The organism is Rhizobium sp. S152 (assembly GCF_030380735.1).
Lineage (GTDB): Bacteria > Pseudomonadota > Alphaproteobacteria > Rhizobiales > Rhizobiaceae > Rhizobium.
In genome coordinates this window covers 398,036-421,468 of the sequence record NZ_JAUDRZ010000026.1, presented here as the reverse complement: position 1 = coordinate 421,468, position 23,433 = coordinate 398,036, and the positions used below count along the sequence as shown (strand labels likewise).

Genomic DNA, 23,433 nt, shown 5'->3' with positions numbered 1-23,433 from the left:
CATATGACACTCAAACTTGCCCGCGGCGACTGCTACCGAATTCCCCATGAGAGCGGAGGGACGAGGGACTACACATTTGCCAAAAAGGCGGGCAAGAATTTGATTTTCGCGGACGGCACGACGCTGAGACCCGTGCCGTTCGACGAAAAGTCATTCGCCAAGATGATCTCAGACAAGGTGGCAGTTCGGCAGCTGTCGTCAAACTGGTTGGACCGCATCGACATACATGCGTTGATGGACCCGACGTTAGAAGATACGCCCAAAGAAACCAGAAAGAAAATCCAGAAAGCTCAGGAAGCAGCCGCAGAGGCAGCTAGGAACCGATTTTACGCGGTCGAATGGGATAAGTTACCCGAGGACGACAAGTCTCGTTCGATGAATGGGTACAACGATTTTATTAATAAAAACTACGCAGCAGCATTAAGGCTCGGCTATGTCGATAAGCCCTCCTATTCGGCTTTCCGACGGGCGTTGGAGAAAAGCACCCCGCATAAGCGTGAACTTGTCGATTTCATCAGCAAGAGAGGGAAGCACAACAAGTGGGAATGGAATGACCCGTGGGTCGTGGAGAAACTCGACGAAGCCGTGGAGGAGTTCTACAGCGAAGGCGTGCCGAGACCTCCCGATTTGCAGGACGTTGTCGTCAAGTTCTTAGGGCAGGCAATACTAGAAGACAGGGAACGTGCGGCACGTGGCGAGGAAAAGCTGCGTTATCCCAAACGAACTGCGGTCGAGAACTACATACGCGGTCAAGAGACTAGGGAACGGCTCGCGAAAAGGGACCCCAAGAAAGCTCAGAAGATTTATGGCGGACAAGAGGCGGGTGCGACTGCGGAATTCCCTCTCCAGCGGGTGCAAGTAGATCAGACCCAGCTTGATACGTGGATCAACATCTACGACGAAGACGGTAACATCGAAGACAAAAAACGCCCCTGGCTTGTTTCCATCATAGATGTATTTTCGCGCTCAATCCTCGCCGCGATCCTGACCTTTGAACCTCCGTCGACATATACAGTCCAACTTGCACTGAAACAGATGTTGAGACCGAAAACGTTCCTGATCGAGCGTTTTGGCAACAAGCGAGGCGCTACGGACGTATCAGGTCAGCCCAAGGAAATAACATTTGATAACGGGGTCGAAAATCCGGGACTTTCGATGCGCTTGCTCTTTGCAGACGCGAGCGTCGACATGGAGATCGCGCCGATTGAAACCCCGCAAGCGAAGGGTATCGTTGAAAGAGGTTTCAAGACTTACAACCAAGGAGTTTGGCACAATGCTCCGGGAGGTATTCCTTACAAGCCGCACGCCATCCCCGATCGCAGGCTCAAACCACAGGAAAAGGCAGAGTGGGCACTTGAGTACGCAACAGGCGTAATGTGGTTTTGGATCGTCAACGTTTACCAGCTCAAGCGGAACCGAACGCTCGAGGCAATTCCGGGAAGGCTATGGCACCAGAAGGTCACGGACCCGATGGTCGGTCGCTCCGTCTCTAAGCGCTTGGACCTCGTCGACATCATCTGCGGGACGCGGCTGAGACTGAAAATCGATGGATCGGGCGTTCAACACGAGGGCCACGTATTTCACCATCCTAAGGTGACAGAGGATTTTCTCAAAGCCACGCTGCCTGAAGAGAAACGTCATAGCCGCGGGAAGCGCGGTAAGGTTGAAATCGAGGCGATAGTGTACCCGCATGACTGCTCTCATATATACGTCGTCGACCATGTCTTGAATCGCTATGTCCGCCTGCCGAACAGCAAGCCAAGGTTCGCACATGGACTCACTTGGGCAGATGCGAAACTGATCAAGGCTTCCGATCGACGCCTCGACAAGCATTTCGTCAATGAGGAAGAATTGATCCTGGCGAAATACGAATTCCTGAAAATGCGTGATGGCGCGCGTGCCGCAGCACGCGCCGAGAGAGCAATCCTTCAGGCCAAAAAGCGCGCGAAAAGAGCGGCCCAGGACGAGGAGCTTGTCATGTTCACTTTGGTGGACGGCGACTACGTCGAAACGGGCAGTATCGAGCCAACCGTGCGCGGCGATGCGCGGTACGACGTCCCTCAAGAGATGGCCGCAGTGGTACGAAAATCCTCGCTGATTGCTCACAAAGATCAGCCTCGGAACGCGGCCAAGGCTAGGGAAACTCGAAAAACTAACGATCTCATTAAGCAGTTAAGGGAGTCTGCGACAAGTGTTGTTCCGGAAGGGACTACCTCCAGTGGCGACACCTTCCCAACCATTCCCGCAATCGAAAACCCTTCGAGTTTCCTCGAGGCACTCGCTGACGATCTCGACTGATGTCAACGTCAAATCCAGGAGAAGAACCGTGCCGCAAGCCTTGTCAAAACTCGAAGACGATGACCTCTATGCCGAGTTCAACAAGATGCGCATCAAGCATCCACACCATGAAGCCGCTGTGGCGACGTTTGAGAAGCTACGGCGGCGAAAAAAAGCCGCGCCGAACGCCGAGCAGACCGCAGCCAGCCTCTTCGCAGGCTCCCGGTCGGGGAAAACGACCACGGTCAAATGGTACATTGAAAAAGTCGTAGCTGCAGATTGGCTTGAGTTCAAATCGGCGAAAGCTGACCGCGGCGCTGAACTCAGCGTTGTTGAAAAACTCAAGTTGAAGCCTCTGTCCGACATAGCCGAACTCCAAACGTTCGCACTATTCGTCGAGCTTAGCGGTGCTACCACTGTGAGCGGTCTGATCTCCGATTTCCTTGAAGCCCTCGGCGACCCCGATCCGCATGGAGGCACTGCCAAACAACGCCGCTTTCGAGTGGAGAAGCTGCTCAAGGAGCGAAACTACCAGATTATCTTTTTGGATGAGACCCAACACATCAAAGTGCAGACGTTTGCCGGGTCGATTTCACGCCAAGAAGATGCCTCAGAGGTTCAAAATACGTTGAAGCGCTGGGTAAAAAGGTGGCCAATCGTTTTCGTTGGAACACAACACGCTGAAAACGTCGTGTTCGAACACCAAGTTTATACCCGCTCTATCAGCCCGATTAAGTTCGGCCCGCTCCACTTCGGAAATCCGTCGGATAGAAAGATATTTGAACAGTTCTGTGGTCGATTAAGCCACAAGATCGTCCAACATGGGATATTGCCAGAACTGCCTCAAATTCTGGTTGAGGGGGATGTCCCACTGTGCCTCAACATCGCAACTAAAGGTCGTCTCGGCCTAGTTACCGTTATTGTTAGGATGGGCCTCGAAAACATGATGCAGCGAGGCCGATTGGAACTTGAGCGTGAAGACTTGGCGCGTGCGGTTGCTGACTACTCCGTGAGAATTGGCATCTGTAAGACCAATCCTTTCACCGACATTCAGATATCGCTCCCTTCAGTTGAGGAATTCCAACGTGACAGCAACGAACTTAAACTTTGACTTCGAGCCAGACTACTGCCAGCGTCGTATTCTCACCAAGGGTAAGTCATATCCGATCGCTGTCAGTCCACGTGCCGACGAGTGCTTAGAGGACCTCCTTATCAGGGCAGCCTGCGAGAATGGCTTTCCGCCGTACATGTCCTACAAGCTGATGGGAGTATCGACGAAAATAGCACACAGGTTGGCTCCCGGCCCTAATCGGTACGGAATGACGCCAGAGGGTTTGTCTATTCTGCTGGGAAACCCCGGCGGACCTGATGAGGTTGCAGGGCTACTTCACGACTCGACGCCGCCGCAGCCCCACCTGAAGCCGTTTTTCGATGTCTGGCTCGACTGGCGGACCCTTTCCTCTCATCGTCGCGTTTCGCCGTTAGCACTGCGGGAAGCGCCATATTTGCGATCAATTTGGAAGGTTTGGCCGATAGGCTTCGATCCAGCCACCAAAGAGATGCTTTTGAAGAAGTGTCCGGAATGCAAAGAGCTGCTTATGTCCGGCTTTATGGGCGAAGTGTGGTGTTGCGACAGGTGTAATGAGGTCACCATGGACGGCGAGTTGAAGGCTGTCGACTTGAGAGAATACCCGCAAAAAATTGTCCCAGAGACTCATTGGAGTAGCTTGGATTTCGCGACGAGTTTCATTGACCCTATCGCGCGAGATCGCCGCTCGACCTCACGCTCCTTGCTCCACGCTGACTTCTCGGATTTGAGCGACGGGGAAGTTTTCGAAGTCATATTCGCGATAGCCAGGCTCATGCCAAGCAAAAGCGCCAAGTCCGCCCGGTTGGAAATCACGCCTGAAAATTTAGCAGCTGCTGCAGATATTGTTCGAGGCTGGCCCGCATCATTCGAGGAGCACGTTTCAGAGGGAGAAGTGGTCATCGCTCCATCAAAGCACGGGCTCAGAGCATTATTATACAACAGCCGGGTTAGTGTGACACTTCGTAAGCGCATGAAAGAAATTGTTCGAGCTTCGAAGTTACAGTCAACGCTCGGCCCGACACAATCGACTAAGCTGTCTCTTTCGCGCGGCCCAGTTCATGAATACCGCAACCTACGAAAGTGGATAAAACAGGGAGCGTCCAATTCAGACTCAGATGAATTTTCCGACGCCTTGTTGCTACGAGCCAGAACTGACGTTCGTAAGATCACAGCTGGCATCGGTATTTCGATCCCGACCCTTATGGCCCTAGTCGACAGCGGTTTCCTATCATCGGATGCTTTGGACCAAGCCCGCCGTCCGCAATTGGTAGCGAGCGCCAAGACCCTAGTCGGGGGTTTGCTAAATAAGGCTTCCTTGTCATCTGTTCCCAAAGGAGCAGTTCGATTGCCGCGCGCGGTGGCCGCATTCTTCTCCGCCACTGACGACCCGTGGAGTTCAGTGCTAGAAGCTATGATGCAGGGCGAGCTCGAATATTGGTGTACCGAAAGAGCTCAGAGCTCGATCCTCGAGGGGTTGTATATTGAAGACCTGCAGGTACTCAGCGCGGTGCTTCGAAGAGTTCCACAATCGTGCCGACCCCTCAATAGAATTCCACTCTCTTTTGGTGAAGCCGCCGCCTCGACTCGCCTTCATGAGGGAGGTCTCGGGTTCGCCAACGCAGCGGGCTTGATCGCAGCGCCTTTTTGTTGGGATGCTATCGCGGAATTCCGCGCAAAATACGAGCCAAGCAGTCTGTTGAGTGTTCGATATATTCCCGATATCGCCAAGGCTCCCAAAATAATGACCAAAGCCATGCAGAGGGTGTTGCTGGCAGACGACGTTATGCCCGTCCCGATTAAGCAAGCGGGGGCGTTGACAATATGGCATCGTTGTGAGGTTGAGAGGGTCTTCAGTAGTCTTATGATGCCTCGCGTTCGGTAGGGCTTTAAGTCCTCTGCAAGCCCCGCAGACGAGAGTGGCCACCGCAAAGAATGGTATCGTCCAAAGACGAATAGATTCGCTTTAGAGGGATCAACACTAGGTTAATCAGCAGGTTAGATGATTCTGACTAAGACGGGTTCTGCAACCGTAACGTACTTTTCGAACCTCGCGAGGCCTGTAGCATTGTGACCCATCGACAGGACGACCGTTGGGGTGGTCTGATGGGTAGGGAAAGCAGCGGACCAAGACCGTCGGCGGCGGCCGAGAAAAGAGGGCTGTCGCGGCTCATGCTCAAGCTTCCGGCCTTGCGCGCACGCTTGCAGGTGCTGGCGAGCGATTCTGAATCACTCGGCAATCTCTGCGAAGCCTATGAGGAGGCGAGCGTCGCGCTGGAACGGCTTAGAAACGGCAAGAGCGAGGCTGATCGGTTGATGGTTCGGGAGTACGAGACCGTCTGTCTCGAAATCGAGGCTGACGTCATTCGCTACTGCATGCGGCGCGGAGCGGCTGCCCCGGATTAGAGCACGTCGCACTCGCTAGACGGTTGAATCCCTTCACCATGTCTTTTTGTATTGCAACCATTCGTTATATGAGCAAGTATTTATATGTTCTACTTGGCATCTGGCATTGCGTAGCGGGGGCAGCGATGAAGGCGGAAGAACAGCAAGGGTCCAGGGATTGCGATGTTTCCTGCGAGGAGGCCCGGGCGGAACTTGAACGTCTCTTCTCCGATGAACGCTTTCACGCAACGGAACGAAGCCGCGCCATTCTCCGATACATAGCGGAGAGGCACTTCGACGGGTGCGCCGATGGCGTAAAGGCCTATTCCATCGCGCTCGACGTGCTGGGACGGCAAAGCAATTTCGACCCTTCGCTCGATCCGATCGTGCGCATAGAGCTCAGCCGGCTGCGCTCGTCCCTCAATCAATATTACGAGGCTTTCGGAGCCGATGACGGAATATCGATAGAGCTGCCGCGCGGTCGCTATGTCGCGGTTTTCCTGCGTGGCCGCGACAACCGGCGACGGTCGCCTGAAAGCTCGGCTGCGCCGGCGCTGCGCGAGATCCGCCCGCAGTCAACCGACGAGGCGGCCACACAGCCACATGCGGGCGTCTCGAAGTGGCGGCTTGCACTGGAGCGATGGAAGGTGAGAGGTGGGGTCCTTGCCTTGATCGCTGTCGGTTTCGCCGGCGGGGCCGCGCTCTACGGCGCACGGCCGGTTACGACGGCAAAGCCGACTGTCACCATCACCATGACCGTGGCGGACAAGGGGCTTGGAAACGAAGCGGACAGGACGCGTGATCTGCTGCTTACGGCGCTCACCCAGTTCCAGACGCTGACAATCTCGCAGTCCGCCGCGCGCGGCCGGCCACTTTCGGCCGTGCTGCGGCCGGCGATCTCGCGCGCCTATGACATCGACATGAAGTATTACGGCGATGACGACGATCGGACTGTCTGGTGGCAGATCGTCGATGCAAATGCCGGTGACGTTCTCAAGTCCGGCATCGAACGGGTGGATACCAATGGGCGAAGCATATCCGCGGTTCAGGCCGAGCTTGTGACGCAGCTGTCGCGCCGTTTTGCCGCCACACGCAGCGTCATCAACATGATCGAGGCGCATGACTACGCCGAGGGAACGCTGGGGAATGCTTGTGTCCTTAAAGCCGACTACGAGCTGGACAGCGGCGGCGCCGACGGCATCGGAGAGGCCGTCGATTGCCTGGAGGCGACACTTGCGCGCGATCCGCATGATGCAGATGCCGCCGCCGCTCTCGCCAGCTTGATGGCTCGCGGTCGTGACGGGTCGGCCACCGGCGAAAACCTCGATCGCGCGTTGCAACTCGCCAACCGCGCCGCAAGCCTTGCACCGCTTTCCGATCGCGCCAGCACGGCGGTCATGCTGGCGCAGTTCCACAGCGGACGCATGGAGGCAGCGATCAAGGCAGGCAACCGAGCGCTTTCCCTTAATCCGAACAATCCCGATGTCATGGCGAAGCTCGGCATGGTGCTCTTCGCGGCAGGCTATTTCGCGGCCGGGGCGTCGCTTGCGGAGGATGCCGGCCGTGCGGTCGATGTGGTTCCGCGCGATGCCGCGGTCGTTCTGGTTCTCGACGCCTATCGCCGCGGCGATTGGTCGACCGCCTCGCTGCTGGCCGAGCAGGTCAGCGACAGCGATTTCGTCATCTGGTCGGTGAGGACGGCGTCGCTTGGACAGCTGGGTTCTAGCCTCGCCGATGCGCGGCTCGCGGCGTTCCGCAAGATCGATCCCGGTTTCGAGGCGAGTTTCTACGAGAGAATGTCCGCATATCGCCTCGGTCCCGATCTCGCGGCTTCCATAGAGCAAGGGCTGCGGAAGGCAGGGGCGGATGTGAAGGCAAAGAGGCTGGCTGCCGCTTTGTAGAGCAATTCCGGAAGGAAAACCGCTTCGCACTTTTGCTGGAATTTACGCAACTCCGCCTGTCACGGGCCGCCCGCGTAAATCGTCTTCCAGTCGTTCTTCATGTCGACCACCAGCCAGTTGCGGCGTTCCGCCTCGTTCAGAGCCTTGTCCAGCTTCCCGACCGATGATTGGCGGTCATAGGCATATTCGCGCGCGGCGTCTGTGTGGTGGACGATCAGGGCAAATGTGGGCGATTTGGTCGAGGTCACCCAGCGCAGCATCTCATAGTCACCGTCGGAGTTGCCTGCGGCGAAGACCGGGCGGCGGCCGATGAACTTGTTGATGCCGGAAGGTTTGCCGGGGCCATCGTCTATGAAGTCGATCTTCGGCAGCCGATTGAGCACAGGGATGTCGTCTACCACCGCGTATTGGGTCGCGATCGTGCTGCCGATGACCTGTTCGGGCGGGATGCCATAGGCCTTCTCGGTGATGACGCGCATGAATTCGACGCCGCCACCGGAGACAATATAGGTCTTGAAACCATTTGCCCTGAGATAATCCAGCAACTCGCGCATCGGCAGGAACGTCATCTCATCGTAGGGCTTGCCGGCCTTCGGGTGGCGCGCGGTTGCGAACCAGTCCTTGACGATCGCGGCGAATTCGTCGGTCGTCATGCCTGCATGCGTTGCCATGCCGAGCTCGACCAGACTTTTCTCGCCACCCGCCGCGACGCTCTTGAGATCGCCGGCGAGAAGGGACTTGTAAGGTTCCTTCTCGTTCCACTCCGGATGTTCGGGCGCCAGCGCCCTGATCCTGTCGGCAATGAACTCGAACTGGAAGTAGACCGGTTGCTCCGTCCACAGCGTACCATCATTGTCGAAGACTGCGATCCGATCTTCGGGAACGATATAGTCCGCGCCGCCGGTTGTCGTCGCCCTGGTGACGAAATCGACGATGGCCTGCTTCGACTTTCCATCGTTCCACGAGGGCAAGGCCTCCTGAGCCATCAACAGACCGGGCGAGACCAGCGCGACGATGAGAACGAGGAGCGAGAGGAACAGCGCGGGCAGGGCGGCGTCGACCTGCGGCGTTGGCGAAGTCCGGTCGGTGATCATGACGTCGGCCTCCTCCATGACGTTTCATGCTCCTTTTTCGGGCCTAGGGCCGCTTGATGCAGCGGAAGCCGACATGGCTTGTGGAGGTGTCCTCCGGTTCCGCGTGCCGGGCGGCAGGGCGATAGCGACGGCAATAGTTCGGCGCGCAGAGGTGCGAGCCGCCCTTGAGAACGCGCCGGGGTATCAGGATGTCGGGAAGGCTGGGGTCATAGCTCGCCTCGACCGCGCCGCCGCGCGGGTTCGTCGGAATGCAGCAGGATTTCGCGGCGGGTTCCGGATGGCGTGTCGACCAGTAATCCGTGGTCCATTCCCAGACGTTGCCGATCATGTCGTAAAGACCGTAGCCATTGGCCGGGAAGGCGCGGACCGGCGATGTGCGTTCCTTGCCCGCCGGCTTCGTGCTGTGGGTCGGGAATGTGCCCTGCCAGGTGTTGGCCATGGCGATGCCATCAGGCATCAGTTCGCTGCCCCAGGCATACTCGGTATCGTCGGTGCCGCCGCGGGCGGCGAGTTCCCACTCCGCTTCGGTGGGAAGATCCAGTCCGGCCCAGTCGGCATAGGCGCGCGCATCGCAATAGGCGACGTGCACCACGGGGTGGTCGAGCTTGCCGCGCAGGTCGCTCAACCCGCCGAGCGGCCGGCGCCAGTTGGCGCCGAACTTGAAGGTCCACCATTGGCGGATGTCGCGGCCGGTCACGGATTTCGGTTGGTGGAAGACCAGCGAACCGGCCTTCAGCATCGCGGGCTGCGCGCCTGGATAATCCTTGGCGTCCGGTATCTTCTCGGCGAGCGTCACATAGCCCGTCGCCTTGACGAACTCCCCGAAACGGCGGTTCGTTACCGGAACCTCATCGATCCAGAAACCATCGACGGTCACGGGATGCGCGGGCGCCTCTTCGGAGTAGTGATCGTTCGAGCCCATGGTGAAGGTTCGGCCGGGAATCCATACCATTCCGTCGGGAGCCGTCGTCTGATCGCGCTCGTCGAATGCCAGGGTCATACGCGCCTCCGCGATTGATGGCGCAGGCTCTCACGGGCGCGGCGCCGATGAAAGTACGTTACGGTAACATCAGGCGAGGCGGCCGCGGCTACTGCGTCAGTTCCTGTGCCTTCAGATCGCCGGGCAATGTATCGCCTGCCGGCGGCAGCTTCTTGCGCGGCTTCGTCTGTGCCTGCTCCACGACGGTGACGGGGGCGGCGACCGCGGTCGCCGCGACCGTGCCGATTGTGGTCACCGTGCCGCCGACCACGGCCGTCAGGCCTTCGCCGAGCGAAACGTTGGAATCCGTCAGTGTCTGGCCGTTGATGATCCGCTGGCCGATCAGCTGAACGATCTCGGGGCTCTCGGCGAACTTTCCATGGTTCAGGCCGCCCCCCTTTACCTTGGTCAGGTCGATGGCCGTGATGCCGGCTGCCTCCAGCCTTGAACGGAAGGGCTCGACGGTCGGATCGATCGAGCCGAGCCTCGATATGCGACCAGTGAGGAAGCTGGAAGCGGCAAGCGCGCGGTCATCCTGAGACACGAATATCGTGAATTTCGGTGTCGGCTTGCCCATCTCGGCGAACTGCTTGGCGAAGACCTGGATATCGATGTCCGGTGAGGCGAGAATGACGTTGCGGATCTTCGGGTTCACGTGGCCGTCGCGAATACCCATCTGGCGCAGCGATTCCATGGCAAGCCAGGTGCCCATCGAATGGGCGAGGATCGTGATCTCCTTCACATCCGGGTCGTCTGCCAGCGCTCGCAGTGCCTGCTCCAGCGCCGTTCGGGAGTAGTTGGTGCTTTCCTTGTCATATTCATAGGCGGTGACTCTGGCGCGGGACGGCCAGGTGAAGAGCATCGGAGTGGCCTGCATGCCGGAATCGTGGACGATCTGCGCCAAACGGAAGACGGAATCCTCGTATGTGTTGTTGAAGCCGTGGATGAAGACCAAGGCATGGCCGCCGACCACATGTTGCCTGAACCAGCCGCGCGCTTCCTTCGTCGTTTCGATATGGTTGACGCGGGTAACGGCAAAATCGGTGGCGGGGTTCGGGGGCAGTCTCCGCGGCCATTGCACCGTGCCCGGCTGACGCTTGTTGTCCGGCGGGATGGAGACTGCGACTTCGGTGAGGGACGGCTTCGGGCTGCGTTCGCCGTTGAACAGGGTGGCCGGATCGCCGGAAGGTTGTCGGGTGGTGGCGACGAGCATGTTTATCTGCGACGTGCCCGTAGCGGCCGCCGTCAGCGCCACCGGCGTCATGACGCCGGTGGGATGGCCGCAGCCGGAAAGAACGACGAGCAATAGAACCAGTAACTTCCGCGGCATGGTGCCTCCGGCGACTATTCGTCGTCACCATAACGCATTCCGCTTTCCGCATAAGTGCGGAATAGTCACAGTTGCTAAAATAATCGTCTCGCGTGCATTGCACCATTATAGGCGGTCGGTTCTCACGCTGACCGCGAATCCGGTTCGGGCGCGGTCAGGCCGATGTCATCTGCCAGATGAGGAGGAAGACGCGCGAGTTCGCGCCGGATGCGCTCACGTGAGAGGCGGCGCTGATGATGCGCGCTGAATGCTTTGAGCTTTCCAAGGAGCTGATTGAAGGTAAGCATGGCGGCCTCCTTTCATCTGTTCTTGCCGCTATGAGAGGAGATTAGGCCTCGATTGACTTTCAAACAAACAAAATGATATGGTGCTTAAATTCAGAAAAATTGAAAGATGAGACGATGACCCTGCCTTTTCGCCGTCCCATTCCGCTTCTCGACAACGATGTGCTGCGCACCTTCGTCGCCATCGCCGAGACGGGTAATTTTTCCACCGCCGCCGAAGCTGTTTTCCGCACGCCGTCGGCGGTCTCCATGCAGATCAAGAAGCTCGAGGAGCAGCTCGGCGTGACGCTCTTCCTGCGCGACGCGCGCTCGGTCAGCCTTACCCAACATGGCGAGCTCTTGCTCTCCTATGCGCGCAACATCATCGCGCTGTCGAACGAGGCAGTGTCGCGCTTCATCATGCCGGAGCTCAGCGGCGTGGTGCGGCTGGGCGCGCCCGAGGATATCGGCGAGCGGCTGTTGCCAGGTATTCTTCGGCACTTCGCCGAGACGTTTCCCGGGATCATGGTCGATGTGACCATCGACATGAGCATCGGTCTGAAAAAGCGGCTGGAGGAGCAGCGGCTGGACCTTGCGTTGATCAACTGCGCCACGCGACCGTTTCCGACCGAGGGCGAGGTGGTGTTTCGCGAGCGGCTGGTCTGGGCCGGAGCGCGGGGCGGAACGGCGCATCGCCGCGATCCGGTGCCGATCTCCATCTGGGAGGACGGCTGCATCTGGCGGTCCGAGGCGATCTCGCAGCTGGAGAGCATGAAGCGGGCCTATCGCGTGGCCTTTCTCAGCGGCCATACGATGGCGCAGCGGGCCGCCGTCATCTCCGACCTCGCAATCGCCCCGTTGCCGCGGTCCTATGTCGGAGAGGACATGATGATCCTCGGCGTTCAGGAAGGGTTGCCGGAACTCGGCTCGTTTGACATCCGGCTATTGACGACGCCGCGCATGAGCGCGCCGATGGAGGCCGTGGCTGAGAACATCCGGTTCGCCTTCGCGGAGAAGGCCAAGGCGGCCGCGGCTTGATAGCCGGCAATGAAACCTTTTGGCGATTGATGCGTTATGGAGGCGCAGCGAACGCACTCTGCGTTCGTCGTCTCCATTTCAAACAAGGATTTCCGCAATGACGACCACGGCTAAGATCAGCGCCGCCCTCATGATTCTCCTCGCGCTCTCTTCCTGCGCGAATACGATCCGCGGTGTCGGCCGCGATACCGCCAATGCCGTCAATGCAACGCAGGACGCCGGCCGCTCGGTCGATCACGCAGCCAAGCGCTAAGCCGTTCAAGATGCGCCATATGCGAGCCGAGGGGTCGCGTATGGCGCTTCTTTTTCATCAGAATCCTGTACCGAGCGATCTGCGGATTGCATTGATGTCAGCCAACAGCTCGGCGGCGTTCGGTGCTGCTTCCGTCCTCTTGCGGATGGTATAGGCGACAGCCGTACCGGCTGAAAGGTCGCCCCGCTCCTCGATCAGGCCGCGGGAGGCGAGATGGGTGATCGCCCGCTTTACAGCGATATTGCCGAGATGCGTGACCACGACGACCGCGCCGGGCGCGCCGTGGGTGGCCGCGGCGACGAGATCATAGATAACCAGTTCGGGGCGGCGGGCCGCGTTGACGAGGATCGCGTCGTAGAGATCGAACGAGATCTGGTCGATGATATCGAGAAGCGTCATCGCGTCGAGGCGGGCGTAGAGGAAACGATCCTCGAAGTTCGCCCGAAGGTAGGCAGCGGCTGTTTCGTTCTGCGGCGCCTCACCGTCGTCGAGCGACGTGACGGCAAGATTGGTTTCCGAAAGCACCAGAAGCGGATCGTAGCCGCCATCGAGCGACATCGCGAACAGTCGCTGGCGGCCGGCGATCGCGCGCAGCAGGAGCTCCCGCTCCTTGCCCTTGCCGGGCGCCGGCGGGGAATAGAGATAATCCGGCTGGCCCGCATAGTAGCAGATGCTGTCCAGCTGCGCGGTATCGCTTGCGCCGCCGATCTGGTTGATATTGCGCAGGTGCGCGAGGAACGGCTGCGAATAGCTGTCGTAGAGGTCGGAATAGGAATCCGCGGCGTCGTAGGCAAGGCCCGAGGCGCTGCGCAATGCCGTCTCCAGATGCTCGTCGGTGACGCGATTGCTCGACTTGTGTTCGCGCCCGTCCTTCATCTTGAAGCCGAAGATCTGATTATTCCCGTGATTCATCTCGAGTGTACGAACGCTGGTCCCGGGGTTGCGCCATCTGACGTAATCAAAGCTCAACTGGTCACGCTTGGAGAAGCGGCTGAGCTGGCTCCACCAGTCGAGATCGTAGGCGATGCAATTCGGCTTCGTGTGCCGGCGCACCAGGAACATGGTGGCATGCAGGCCGAAGGCGGCGGGGAAGCCGCGGTTGGCATACTGCCTCATCTGCCGGTCGACGCGTCCCGGTGAATCGTAGTTCACGTCGAGAACGGCCTTCGCCTCGGCATAGATGCAGTTGCGCTGGCTGTGGCGAGTGACCGCGATATCCTGATCGCCGAGCACCTGTTCGACGATTTCACTGGTCAGGTTGCGGATGCTCAGGCTGGAATCGATCCAGACGGAGATCGTGTACTTGCCGGGCAGGAACAGATGCGGCAGCAGCTTGACACGGCGGGCATCACGCTGCGGGTCCCTGAAAACAGGCGTCAGCTTTCTCACCTGCCACGGAGGAGGCGCGTCGATATCGCCATCCGTGAAAATGAAATAGTCAAGGCGGTCGTCGATGTTCTCGAGGGCAGGGATATCGTCGTAACCGGCGAAGATCGCGGTATAGACGGCGATCCTGTCTTCCTCCGGCAAGCCGACCTCCTCGAGATCGAGGCCCATGGCGTGCGGTTGGTATTCGGTGTTGCTCGCTTCTTGCATCGCCAGCCCATTCCAGTCGTTCAGAGAGTTTGCCGCTGCTCTTAGAGCGGTTCCGCTTTTCTTCGAATCGCGGAACAGCTCTTTCCTTTTGTTTTCACGCGATTCCGGACGGAAAAGCGCTTCGCACTTTTCCTGGAATTGCTCTAGAGAAGCGGCTTGATGAGGTCGGCCTGCCAGCGCGAGGACATGATCTTGAAACCGCGCATTGCGAGCGCCTCACGCTGGCGGTCGTCGGCGATCAGTTCCATGCAGCGCTCGACCAGAGCTGAATGCGGGGCAATGGCGAGGCCGTCGGCGAAGGGCGCGATATCGGGATCGCCGGCTTCCCCTTCCGTCACGACGCAGACGCCGTTCGCCAGAAGGTAGGAGACGCGGACGACTTCGAAGATGGCCGTTTCGTAGTAATGCATGTTCAGCACGATCTTGGAGCGGGCGATCGCGGAATCGCGCTCTTCGCCATAGACGTCGAAGAGGTGGATGACGTTCAGCCCGCGCTGGCCGAGCGCGTGCAGGATTTCATGGCGGCGCTCGTTCATGGAGCCGTAGAAAAGGACGTCGATGTCCTTGACGGGACGGTGCCGGATGCGGGTCAGGCTGCGGGTGTAGCCGACGGGAAGCAGGTTGGCATGGCCGACGCCGAAACGTTGCAGGGCTTGGCGGTTGCGACCGCTGTAATCGAAGACCGGGAAGCGCTTGAGCATGTCGATGTAGTGGCCCTTCATCCAGGCGCTGTCCTGCTGCGCCTGCTCTAGGTTCACGATGATGCTGCTGGCCGGAATAACATTGGCTGCCTCGGCGGAGAGCAGGTTGGCACCGAAGATGATCGGCGAGCGGCCCTGCCATTCACTTGGATGGCGCACCAAAGGTGCGGAACCGCCAAGCTCGGCGAAGGCGTTGGACAGCGTCTCGGCGACTTCATCGAAAGCGTGGCTGTGCTGGTATCCTTCAGGCGAGACGATCCAGACGCAATGGCTGTCGCTGTGCTTGGCCCAGCCACCGGCAAAAGGTGCGGTGAGGTCGATGGAGGGGACAGGTGCTGCAATCGGTGCGGCCGCAACAGGCGCGGGGGCCGACATGGTCGCCGTCGCGATGTTGAGGTGGCGCTGGGCTGTCGGGGCGGCAGCGGAAACCGGGATGTTGGCGGCGGCGCCGGTGCGGCCGATGTTGCGCTTGGCCGCTTCTTCGCGGCGTTCGCGCCAATGGCGCCACATCTGCTTGTCCTGCTCGGTCAGCTCGATCTTGCGCAGGCGGGCGAACATCTGGTCGATGGCGCGGGGCTGTCGGCGCACATCTTCCTGGTTCATTCCCTTCTGCAACAGTTCCTGGCCGTAGGGGCTCGGCGTGTAGGAGATCTTTTCAGCGATGAAGCGGGCTTCACCCCAGCCGAGATACCAGAACCAGTCGGTGTAGTAGAGCCAGCTGCGCTCGTTGAAGGCGCGCAGGTGGGTCGGGTCCTGCCATGCGCCATAGCTGAGGTCGTAGGGGACGCTGATTTCGAACGTGCCGCCGATCTTCAGAAGCTGCAGGCAGTTGGTCATGAATTTCACGAGGTTCGGAACATGCTCCAGAACGTCGTTGGTGATGATCTTGTCGAACATGCCGGACTTGAGCGTGACATCACCGAAGCGACCGGTCGGAACGACCACGCCATTGTGGTCGATATCGACGACGCTGAGGTCGACGATGGCGTCCGGGGCCCAGGTGTCGTCAATGTCGATGTTGAACAGGTCGCTGCGGTAGTCCTTGCCGGAGCCGAGGTTGAGCGCCGTCGGAATGGCTGGCGACGCCTGGCGGGCGGACGGCATGCGCATGTCCAGGCCCACCATGAACTCGTTGCCACTCGGCAATTTGATGTCGTCCAAAGTCTGTCCCCTTCACGGAAAGCTGTTTCCCGGGGACCATGGCCAGACATGCTTGTGCGAACCTGATGGTCGCTGGACGCTCATCGCACCTTGAAATGCCTCAAAGACCGGCCTCTATTTTCGCTGCCACGTCGGCGGGAACCCACTTGGTCCAGAACGCGGTATAATTCTTGAGGAAATGCAACGCGGTGTCCTGGTTGCTCTTGTCCTGCTCGTCCTGCCAGGCGAGGATTTCGTTGACTGTCGAGTTGTCCCAGGCGCGCTTTTTCAGGTAATCGGTCACGGCTTCGTCGCGATCGGCGAAAGACCGGGTTACCAACGTGTAGGCGCGGGAGACCGGGTAGGAATTGATCTGCGGGCGGGCGCAATCGGGAATCGATGTGCAGCTGTCCCACTCGGCCTTGTCGTGCGCTACGCCGAAGCTGAGGCGGGTCATGTCGTACTTGCCAAGCATCGCGGTCGGCGCCCAGTAGTAGCCGAGCCATCCCATCTTGTTCTCGAAGGCCTTGGCGATACTGTCGTCAAGCGCCCGAGGCGTCTCGGCCTCCACCAGCTGAAACCTGCTCTTGTCGCCGCCGAAGGCGCGAAACAGGTTGGCCGTCGAGACGCGGCAGCTCCAGCCGACCGGGCAGCTGTGGACCGCTCCGCGTGACGATCCCGGTTCCACGGGGAAGAGTTCGGGATGTTGCAGGGCCGCTTCCACAGTGCGGATGTCGGGGTTGGCGTCGGCGATGAATTTAGGGATCCACCAGCCCTCGACGGCGCCTTCGGACAGGATTTCCGCAGCCTGGACAAGCCTGTTCTCCTTGATGGCGTTGTCCAGTTCGATGCGGTCCGAATTGATCCAGAATTCCGAGGCGATATCGGGCTGGCCGGTCTCGTTCATGGACTTGAATGTCGGCAGGGTATCGCCGGGCACGATCTTGACGGTACAGCCGTAGCCCTTCTCCAGAATGATCTTGTCGAGATTGGCGGCAACGCCGGCGGACGCCCACTTCATTTCCGCGATCGTCACATCACCGCATTGCGCGGCCCGGGCCGGGTTTATCGCGCAGAAAGCCAGGGCCAGAACGGCGGCCGTGCAAAGAAGTCTCATTTGCGTTCCCATTCGTTCTTATTGCTGCTTCGCAGGCATGATGTGCATGCCGGAACAGTCGGGCGTCTCTTATGTCGATGACGTGTTTTGAAGAGCCTACTCGTTCGTCGGTAGAAATCAATCGTCATCTGCACGTTTTAGTCTCGTAAGCACCTGATTTGAAATCGTTAATGACTTCGTGCCTCACGGGCTGGCCGCTGTGGTTGCGGAGGGCTCGGATGCAGGAAGATAGGTCAGTGCGCGAGAAAAACGCGCGAAACGGCGAAATTCATATTTGCTTAATGGCTTGCTAACCGTCCGGTAACGATGTGCCGCTAATGCTTTGTGCGTGGCGGGGGACAACCGCTGCTTCTCCGGATCAGGTATTGCGTCCCGGGGAACGTGAGCTTCGCCGTGTATGGGCGAAAGCGCCAGCGTAATTCGGCAGGCCGCGCGACCCAAGGGTTGGCGCGGCCTTCGCATTTTCGGCACCCGAGATTGACCATTGTGGAACGGCCGTTGTAGGCCGGTCGCGATGTTTGCCGGAGTTTTGCGACAATGACCAAAGCCATCATGCTGCAGGGAACAGGTTCGGATGTCGGCAAGACGGTTCTTGTCGCCGGGCTTTGCAGGCTGGCGGCCAATCGTGGACTCAAGGTCCGCCCGTTCAAGCCGCAGAACATGTCGAACAATGCAGCCGTCGCCGATGACGGCGGCGAGATCGGCCGGGCGCAATGGCTGCAGTCGCTCGCCGCCCGCGTTCCATCCTCCGTGCACATGAACCCCGTGCTGCTGAAACCACAGTCGGAGACGGGGAGCCAGATCGTGGTGCAGGGCAAGGTCTGGGGTCAGGCCAAAGGGCGCGATTATCAGCGGCTGAAGCCGCAGCTGCTCGATTACGTGATGCAGAGCTTCGCCCATGTCGGCGAGGGGGCGGATCTGGTTGTCGTGGAGGGCGCGGGCTCGCCGGCGGAGATCAACCTACGGCCCGGCGATATCGCGAACATGGGGTTTGCGACGCGAGCCGGTGTGCCCGTCGTGCTTGTCGGCGACATCGATCGAGGCGGCGTGATCGCGTCGCTGGTGGGGACGCATACCATCCTGGCGGCCGATGACCGGGCGATGATCTCGGGCTACATCATCAACAAGTTTCGCGGCGACGTTTCGCTGTTCGACGACGGCCTTTCTGCCGTCGGGCGCTTCACTGGCTGGCCGTGCTTCGGCGTGGTGCCGTGGCTGAAGGCGGCGGCGCGGCTGCCGGCAGAGGATTCGGTGGCGCTGGAGAGACTAACGAAGGGCGAGGCCGGCGCCTTGAAGATCGCGGTGCCGGTTCTGCCGCGCATCGCCAATTTCGACGATCTCGATCCGCTGAAGGCCGAACCCGACGTCGAACTTGTTTTCGTGAAAGCCGGGGAGCCGCTGCCCGCCGATGCACAACTGGTCATTCTGCCCGGATCGAAATCCACGATCTCCGATCTCGCCGATCTTCGCCGGCAGGGGTGGGACGCGGATCTCGCCGCACATGTCAGGCGCGGCGGCCATGTTATCGGTATCTGCGGCGGTTATCAGATGCTGGGGCGCACCGTTCGCGATCCGCTCGGGATCGAGGGCAGCGTACTCGAAACGGAGGGGCTTGGGTTGCTCGACATCGAAACGGAGATGGCGCCGGAGAAAACGGTGCGCAACAGCACGGCCGTCTCTTCAGCCCATGCCGAGCCGCTTTCGGGCTACCAGATCCATCTCGGCGTCACGCGTGGCGCCGACTGCAGCCGGCCGTTCGCGATCGTCGACGGTGCTCCTGATGGCGCGGTGTCGGCGGACGGCAGGATCATGGGGACCTATCTGCACGGGCTTTTTGCCGGCGATGCCTTTCGCGCACGGTTGCTGCAGGGCTTCGGGCTTAGCGGCGAGCGGCTCGACTACCGGGCGGGTGTCGAACAAGCGCTGGACGAGGTCGCCGCCGAACTCGAGACCTATCTGGACAAGAGCTGGCTCGACCGGTTGCTTGGCTGATCGCGCTGGCCGTCAAATCTCGCCCGATATCTCCCGGCGGCGACGGTCGAGCTCTTCGCTGTAGCGCCGGAGCGTATGCGCTTCGCTGAGCTGGCCGACCACCTTGCGCTCGATCAGATTATTGACCACGGCCAGAGCTTCGCTCTCCGTCTTGTCGAAGATCGCGGCGGCCTGCTTGGCGTTCATCTGCGGCTGCAGGAAATCGTTCTTATATCGAGTGAACTCGCTGAGGTCGCGTGAGGGATCGTCGGTATCGGTCAGGTTGGCATAGATTTCCGGCACCAGAACCAAGCCGCCATACTTCCCGTTATCGTCAACAAGTACGACGCGCTGCGCCGATCCGATCGGGAAACGCTCCCTGAACTCGCCGATGGTCAGCCCGGCATTGGCCGTCTTCACGTCGGCGCGCATCAGCTTGTCGACGGTCAGGTTGCGAATCCAGCCAACGTCGTGGGCGCTGCGGATGCTTTCGCCGCGCAGGTGGAAGCGCCAAGTGGCGAAGGAGTAGCCGAAGGTGCTGCGCACGACGAGCGAGGAGGTGATGACGGCCGCGAGCACCAGCGCGGTGATCGGGAAGTCGCCGGTGATCTCCAGCGCCAGGAAGGTCATGGTCAGCGGGCCGCCGATGACGGCGACGGCGAGCGAGCTCATGCCGACGACGGCGTAGATGATCGGCGTCAGCGTTGCATGGGCGAAATAGGGGGCGGAATAGGCGAACAGCTTGCCGAGGAGCGCGCCCATGAACAGCGACGCGAAGAACAGGCCACCCCTGAAGCCGGAACCGATCGAAATCGCCGAGGCGAGCGATTTCAGCAGAAACAGACCGATCAGCATCGGGATGGCGACGTCCCGGCCAAGATTGAGATGCAGCGCCCCGTGCCCGGCCGACAACACCTGCGGGGTGATCAGCGCCAGCAGGCCGACGATGATGCCGCCGAGCGCGGGCCGAAACGGCATTGCGATGGAGCTGCGCCGTGCCAGTTCCTCGATGGATGCGACGCCCTGCATGATCAGGATACCGACGCCGGCGCAGCAGGCGCCGAGGAGCAGCGCGGGCACGTAGTCGGCCGGCATGACCGCGCCGAATTCGCCGACATCGATCACGAAGTCGCTGCCGGCGAGCAATCGCGCCACAAGGGTCGAGACAAGTGCCGAGACCACCACCGGTGTCAGCGAGACGATGGTGTAGGTGCCGATGATCAGTTCGAAGGCGTAGAAGGCGCCGGTGAGCGGGGCGTTGAAGGCCGCGGCGATCGCGCCGGCGGCGCCGCAGCCGACAAGGACGCGCAGGTCCGAGCGACGCAATTGCAGCTTCAGCCCGAGCTTGGAGGCGATGCCCGATGCCAGCTGCGTGTAGCCGGCCTCGAGCCCGACGGAGGCGCCGAAGCCGTTGGAAATCAGGTTCTGGACGGCGACGACGATACTGTCTGTCAGCGACAGGCGGCCGCCGTGAAGCGCATTGGCCTCGATCGGGTCGACCATCGGCTTCTTGCGGGTCTTGGCGAGGATGAAAAGCAGAAGGCCGAGGAGAATGCCGCCGCAGATGGGGGCGCCGAGGAGCAGCAACTTGTTGTCGATCTGCGACGAGCTCAGGCGATCGACATCGCTGATGCCGAAGATCATGCTGTGCATCTCGCGGGAGATGAGGCTCATGCCCGTCACGGCGAGGCCGGAGGTAATGCCGACGATGCCTCCCGCAATCACCATGCCCATTTCGCTGCGGCGCAGCAATGCGCGCATGCGCCCCACGTCCAGCAGTGTGTGAAGCGGGCCGAGGCGGCGGAGATTGATTTTCAGATACATGATTGTGAAATCTAGGCAGGCGAGGGCCCGTTCAAGGGCGGGCGTGGACGGGAATGATGCGGTGCGGAGCCGCATGCGCTGCAATTGCGGCAAAAGGCTGGCGGTTGCAACAAGTTTTTATGACTTAAGTCTTTGATATAAGACGACAAAACTGGTAGGGAAAGTCGCATTGGGGCGGCAAACGGGTCCATTTGCGTCGCACGGGCAATCCGCCAAGCCGATTGACTTCATGATCCCGCTTGCCTAACCATAAATCCGATAGCGAATGGTTCCGGACCGCCAAAAGCGGTGCGGATGAAAAGGGAATGTGACGGGGCGGACCCAATCCGGGCGCCCTCATCGCAGCCGACCCCGCGACTGTAGAGCGGTCAGGGTCTTCCGTCCGGCGTCGGACGCGCTTTACCGGCTGCCTGCGTGGTGCAGGCGGGTGAGGTGCCGAAGGCGGCGGAAAAGCCACTGGCGATGCAAGCCATGATCAACCGGGGTTGGACGCCTCTAAATCTACGAATCGTCCGCCTTTTCATGATTGCAGCCGGGAAGGCGAGGAAAATCCGATGGCACGATCGGGGCAGCCTCTTGTGTGGTTGCCCCGATGGTCGCCTCGACCCGCGAGCCAGGAGACCTGCCAATCGTGCCGGGCGCAAAGCCCACCCCTGGGCGCTTGCCCAATGCCAGCACGGAGGTTGTCATGGCAGACGAACGGAATGAACGGCTGTTTTTGGCGGCCAAGCTTTTGGCCTATCGCGGAAAGTCGCCGCGGATCTGGCTGCATTTCCCATGAGCCCGGTTTCCTCCGGTGCGACCTTCGTTCTCGGAGGTGCGCGGTCCGGCAAGTCGCGCTTTGCCGAGCAGCTCGTCACCGACAGCACCCTCGAACGCCATTACATCGCCACCGGCCGGGCCTGGGACGAGGAGATGCGCGTGCGGATCGACCAGCACAAAGCCGATCGCGGCGATCTCTGGACCACCCATGAGGAGCCGCTCGATCTTGTCGATAAGCTTGCTTCGATCGATGGCGAGGGGCGGGCGGTACTTGTCGATTGCCTGACGCTGTGGGTCACCAATCTGATGATGGAGGGGCGCGACATGGTCGCGGAGTTCGCGGCGCTTGCCGCCTATCTGCCCCGTGCGAAGGCGCGCCTCGTCATCGTTTCCAATGAAGTCGGCCTCGGCATCGTGCCTGAGAACCGCATGGCGCGCGAGTTTCGCGACCATGTCGGACGGCTGCATCAGTTGATCGCGGCGGTCGCCGCTGACGTGTATTTTATCGCGGCGGGACTGCCGCTGAAAATGAAGGGTTAGTTTATGAGCCAGCAGAAGATTCCCGCCACCGTCATCACCGGCTTCCTCGGCGCCGGTAAGACGACGATGATCCGCAACCTGCTCACCAATGCCGGCGGCAAGAAGATCGCGCTCATCATCAACGAGTTCGGCGACCTCGGCGTCGATGGCGAGGTGCTGAAGGGCTGCGGCGCGGAAAACTGCACCGAGGACGATATCATCGAGCTCACCAATGGCTGCATCTGCTGCACGGTCGCCGACGACTTCATCCCGACGATGAGCAAGCTCCTGGAGCGCGAGAACCGGCCGGATCATATCGTCATCGAAACCTCGGGCCTTGCCCTGCCGCAGCCGCTGGTCGCCGCCTTCAACTGGCCTGACATTCGTACGCAGGTGACCGTCGATGGCGTGATCACCGTGGTCGACAGCGCCGCCGTCGCCGCCGGCCGTTTCGCCGACGATCACGATGCCGTGGACGCCCGCCGCGTCGCGGACGACAACCTCGACCACGAAAGCCCGATCGAGGAGCTTTTCGAGGACCAGCTGACCTGCGCGGACCTGATCGTGCTCAACAAGACCGATCTCATCGACACCGCCGGGCTCGCCCGCGTTCGTGACGAGGTCGCCTCGCGCACGGCGCGCAAGCCCGCAATGATCGAGGCTAGGAACGGCGATGTGCCGGCAAGCGTGTTGCTCGGGCTGGGCATCGGCACAGAGGAAGATATCGGCAACCGCAAGTCTCATCACGAACTTGAGCACGAGGACGGCACGCCGCACGACCACGACGAGTTCGACAGCTTCGTCGTCGAGCTCGGCCCGATCGCCGATCCCTCTGCCTTCGTCGAGAGCCTTAAGGGCATCATCGGCGAACACGACGTGCTCCGCCTGAAGGGATTCGTCGACGTTCCTGGCAAGCCGATGCGCCTGCAGCTGCAGGCGGTCGGCAGCCGCATCGACCATTATTTCGACCGCGCCTGGGCCGCCGGCGAGACGCGCGGCACGCGGCTGGTGGTGATCGGGCTGCATGAGATGGATGAGAATGCGGTGCGCAAGGCGATCGAGGCGCTAGTTTAAGGTTGATGGTTGGAATGCGCGGTTGTCGCTTTGAGGATAGCTGGACTTGTGCGGCGTGGCCCCCTCATCCGCCTGCCGGCACCTTCTCCCCGTGGGGGAGAAGAGACTCGTGGCTAGCCGCC

The 23,433-nt window shown here is 60.3% G+C and carries 18 protein-coding genes and 1 riboswitch; of the genes, 10 read left to right on the top strand and 8 right to left on the bottom strand.

Annotated features, from left to right (window positions below):
* Positions 1-3: 3 nt before the first annotated feature.
* From QTL95_RS21225 to QTL95_RS21205, 5 genes are all read left to right on the top strand, one after another.
* A complete protein-coding gene (locus QTL95_RS21225) occupies positions 4-2,298 on the top strand; it encodes a hypothetical protein (protein ID WP_289721890.1) in 2,295 nt (764 codons plus the stop codon).
* Between the two features lie 28 nt (positions 2,299-2,326).
* A complete protein-coding gene (locus tag QTL95_RS21220; RefSeq protein ID WP_289721889.1) occupies positions 2,327-3,388 on the top strand; it encodes an AAA family ATPase in 1,062 nt (353 codons plus the stop codon).
* Positions 3,363-5,249, top strand: coding sequence for a hypothetical protein (locus QTL95_RS21215; RefSeq protein ID WP_289721888.1), 1,887 nt, complete (start codon positions 3,363-3,365; stop codon positions 5,247-5,249). Before QTL95_RS21220 ends, QTL95_RS21215 begins: the two co-directional genes overlap by 26 nt.
* A gap of 221 nt (positions 5,250-5,470) precedes the next feature.
* Positions 5,471-5,770, top strand: a complete 300-nt coding sequence (locus QTL95_RS21210) for a hypothetical protein (RefSeq protein ID WP_289721887.1) — start codon at positions 5,471-5,473, stop codon at positions 5,768-5,770.
* Between the two features lie 125 nt (positions 5,771-5,895).
* Entirely contained in the window at positions 5,896-7,650 is a 1,755-nt protein-coding gene (locus QTL95_RS21205) for a hypothetical protein (RefSeq protein ID WP_289721886.1), read from the top strand.
* 59 nt (positions 7,651-7,709) lie between these two features.
* Here the strand turns inward: QTL95_RS21205 and QTL95_RS21200 are convergent, their stop codons facing one another.
* The 4 genes from QTL95_RS21200 to QTL95_RS21185 all read right to left on the bottom strand — a co-directional run bounded on the left by QTL95_RS21200 (position 7,710) and on the right by QTL95_RS21185 (position 11,340).
* Positions 7,710-8,636, bottom strand: a complete 927-nt coding sequence (locus QTL95_RS21200; protein ID WP_289722428.1) for an HAD family hydrolase — start codon at positions 8,634-8,636, stop codon at positions 7,710-7,712.
* Between the two features lie 151 nt (positions 8,637-8,787).
* Entirely contained in the window at positions 8,788-9,744 is a 957-nt protein-coding gene (locus QTL95_RS21195) for a formylglycine-generating enzyme family protein (RefSeq protein ID WP_289721885.1), read from the bottom strand.
* Positions 9,745-9,832: 88 nt separating this feature from the next.
* Entirely contained in the window at positions 9,833-10,987 is a 1,155-nt protein-coding gene (locus tag QTL95_RS21190; protein WP_442981340.1) for an alpha/beta hydrolase, read from the bottom strand.
* 188 nt (positions 10,988-11,175) lie between these two features.
* Complete coding sequence (locus QTL95_RS21185; RefSeq protein WP_289721883.1) at positions 11,176-11,340, bottom strand: DUF1127 domain-containing protein; 165 nt, start codon at positions 11,338-11,340, stop codon at positions 11,176-11,178.
* A 72-nt stretch (positions 11,341-11,412) separates the two neighbouring features.
* Between QTL95_RS21185 and QTL95_RS21180 the strand changes: the two genes are divergently transcribed.
* Both QTL95_RS21180 and QTL95_RS21175 read left to right on the top strand, forming a co-directional pair.
* Positions 11,413-12,354, top strand: a complete 942-nt coding sequence (locus QTL95_RS21180) for a LysR substrate-binding domain-containing protein (RefSeq protein WP_289721882.1) — start codon at positions 11,413-11,415, stop codon at positions 12,352-12,354.
* Positions 12,355-12,451: 97 nt separating this feature from the next.
* Positions 12,452-12,607, top strand: a complete 156-nt coding sequence (locus QTL95_RS21175) for an entericidin (protein ID WP_289721881.1) — start codon at positions 12,452-12,454, stop codon at positions 12,605-12,607.
* A 57-nt stretch (positions 12,608-12,664) separates the two neighbouring features.
* Here QTL95_RS21175 and QTL95_RS21170 read toward each other — a convergent pair whose 3' ends face one another.
* The 3 genes from QTL95_RS21170 to QTL95_RS21160 form a co-directional block, all read right to left on the bottom strand.
* On the bottom strand, positions 12,665-14,203 hold the full coding sequence (locus tag QTL95_RS21170) for a glycosyltransferase domain-containing protein (RefSeq protein ID WP_289721880.1): 1,539 nt from the start codon (positions 14,201-14,203) through the stop codon (positions 12,665-12,667).
* Positions 14,204-14,346: 143 nt separating this feature from the next.
* Positions 14,347-16,065 (bottom strand): methyltransferase domain-containing protein, encoded by a 1,719-nt coding sequence (locus QTL95_RS21165; protein ID WP_289721879.1) that lies wholly within the window; start codon positions 16,063-16,065, stop codon positions 14,347-14,349.
* A gap of 100 nt (positions 16,066-16,165) precedes the next feature.
* Complete coding sequence (locus QTL95_RS21160; protein ID WP_289721878.1) at positions 16,166-17,161, bottom strand: glycine betaine ABC transporter substrate-binding protein; 996 nt, start codon at positions 17,159-17,161, stop codon at positions 16,166-16,168.
* 537 nt (positions 17,162-17,698) lie between these two features.
* On the opposite strand from QTL95_RS21160, the gene QTL95_RS21155 reads away from it, so the two are divergent.
* Positions 17,699-19,153 carry a cobyric acid synthase gene (locus QTL95_RS21155; protein WP_289721877.1) on the top strand — a complete coding sequence of 485 codons (1,455 nt, stop codon included), beginning with the start codon at positions 17,699-17,701 and terminating at the stop codon, positions 19,151-19,153.
* 12 nt (positions 19,154-19,165) lie between these two features.
* Here the strand turns inward: QTL95_RS21155 and QTL95_RS21150 are convergent, their stop codons facing one another.
* Positions 19,166-20,956: a chloride channel protein gene (locus QTL95_RS21150; protein WP_289721876.1), complete on the bottom strand. Its 1,791-nt coding sequence runs from the start codon at positions 20,954-20,956 to the stop codon at positions 19,166-19,168.
* 249 nt (positions 20,957-21,205) lie between these two features.
* Positions 21,206-21,600: riboswitch (cobalamin riboswitch) on the top strand.
* A 133-nt stretch (positions 21,601-21,733) separates the two neighbouring features.
* Between QTL95_RS21150 and cobU the strand changes: the two genes are divergently transcribed.
* Together cobU and cobW are read left to right on the top strand one after the other, a co-directional pair.
* A complete protein-coding gene (gene cobU / locus QTL95_RS21145; RefSeq protein ID WP_289721875.1) occupies positions 21,734-22,258 on the top strand; it encodes a bifunctional adenosylcobinamide kinase/adenosylcobinamide-phosphate guanylyltransferase in 525 nt (174 codons plus the stop codon).
* Positions 22,259-22,261: 3 nt separating this feature from the next.
* Positions 22,262-23,311: a cobalamin biosynthesis protein CobW gene (cobW, locus tag QTL95_RS21140; protein ID WP_289721874.1), complete on the top strand. Its 1,050-nt coding sequence runs from the start codon at positions 22,262-22,264 to the stop codon at positions 23,309-23,311.
* The last annotated feature ends 122 nt before the right edge of the window (positions 23,312-23,433 follow it).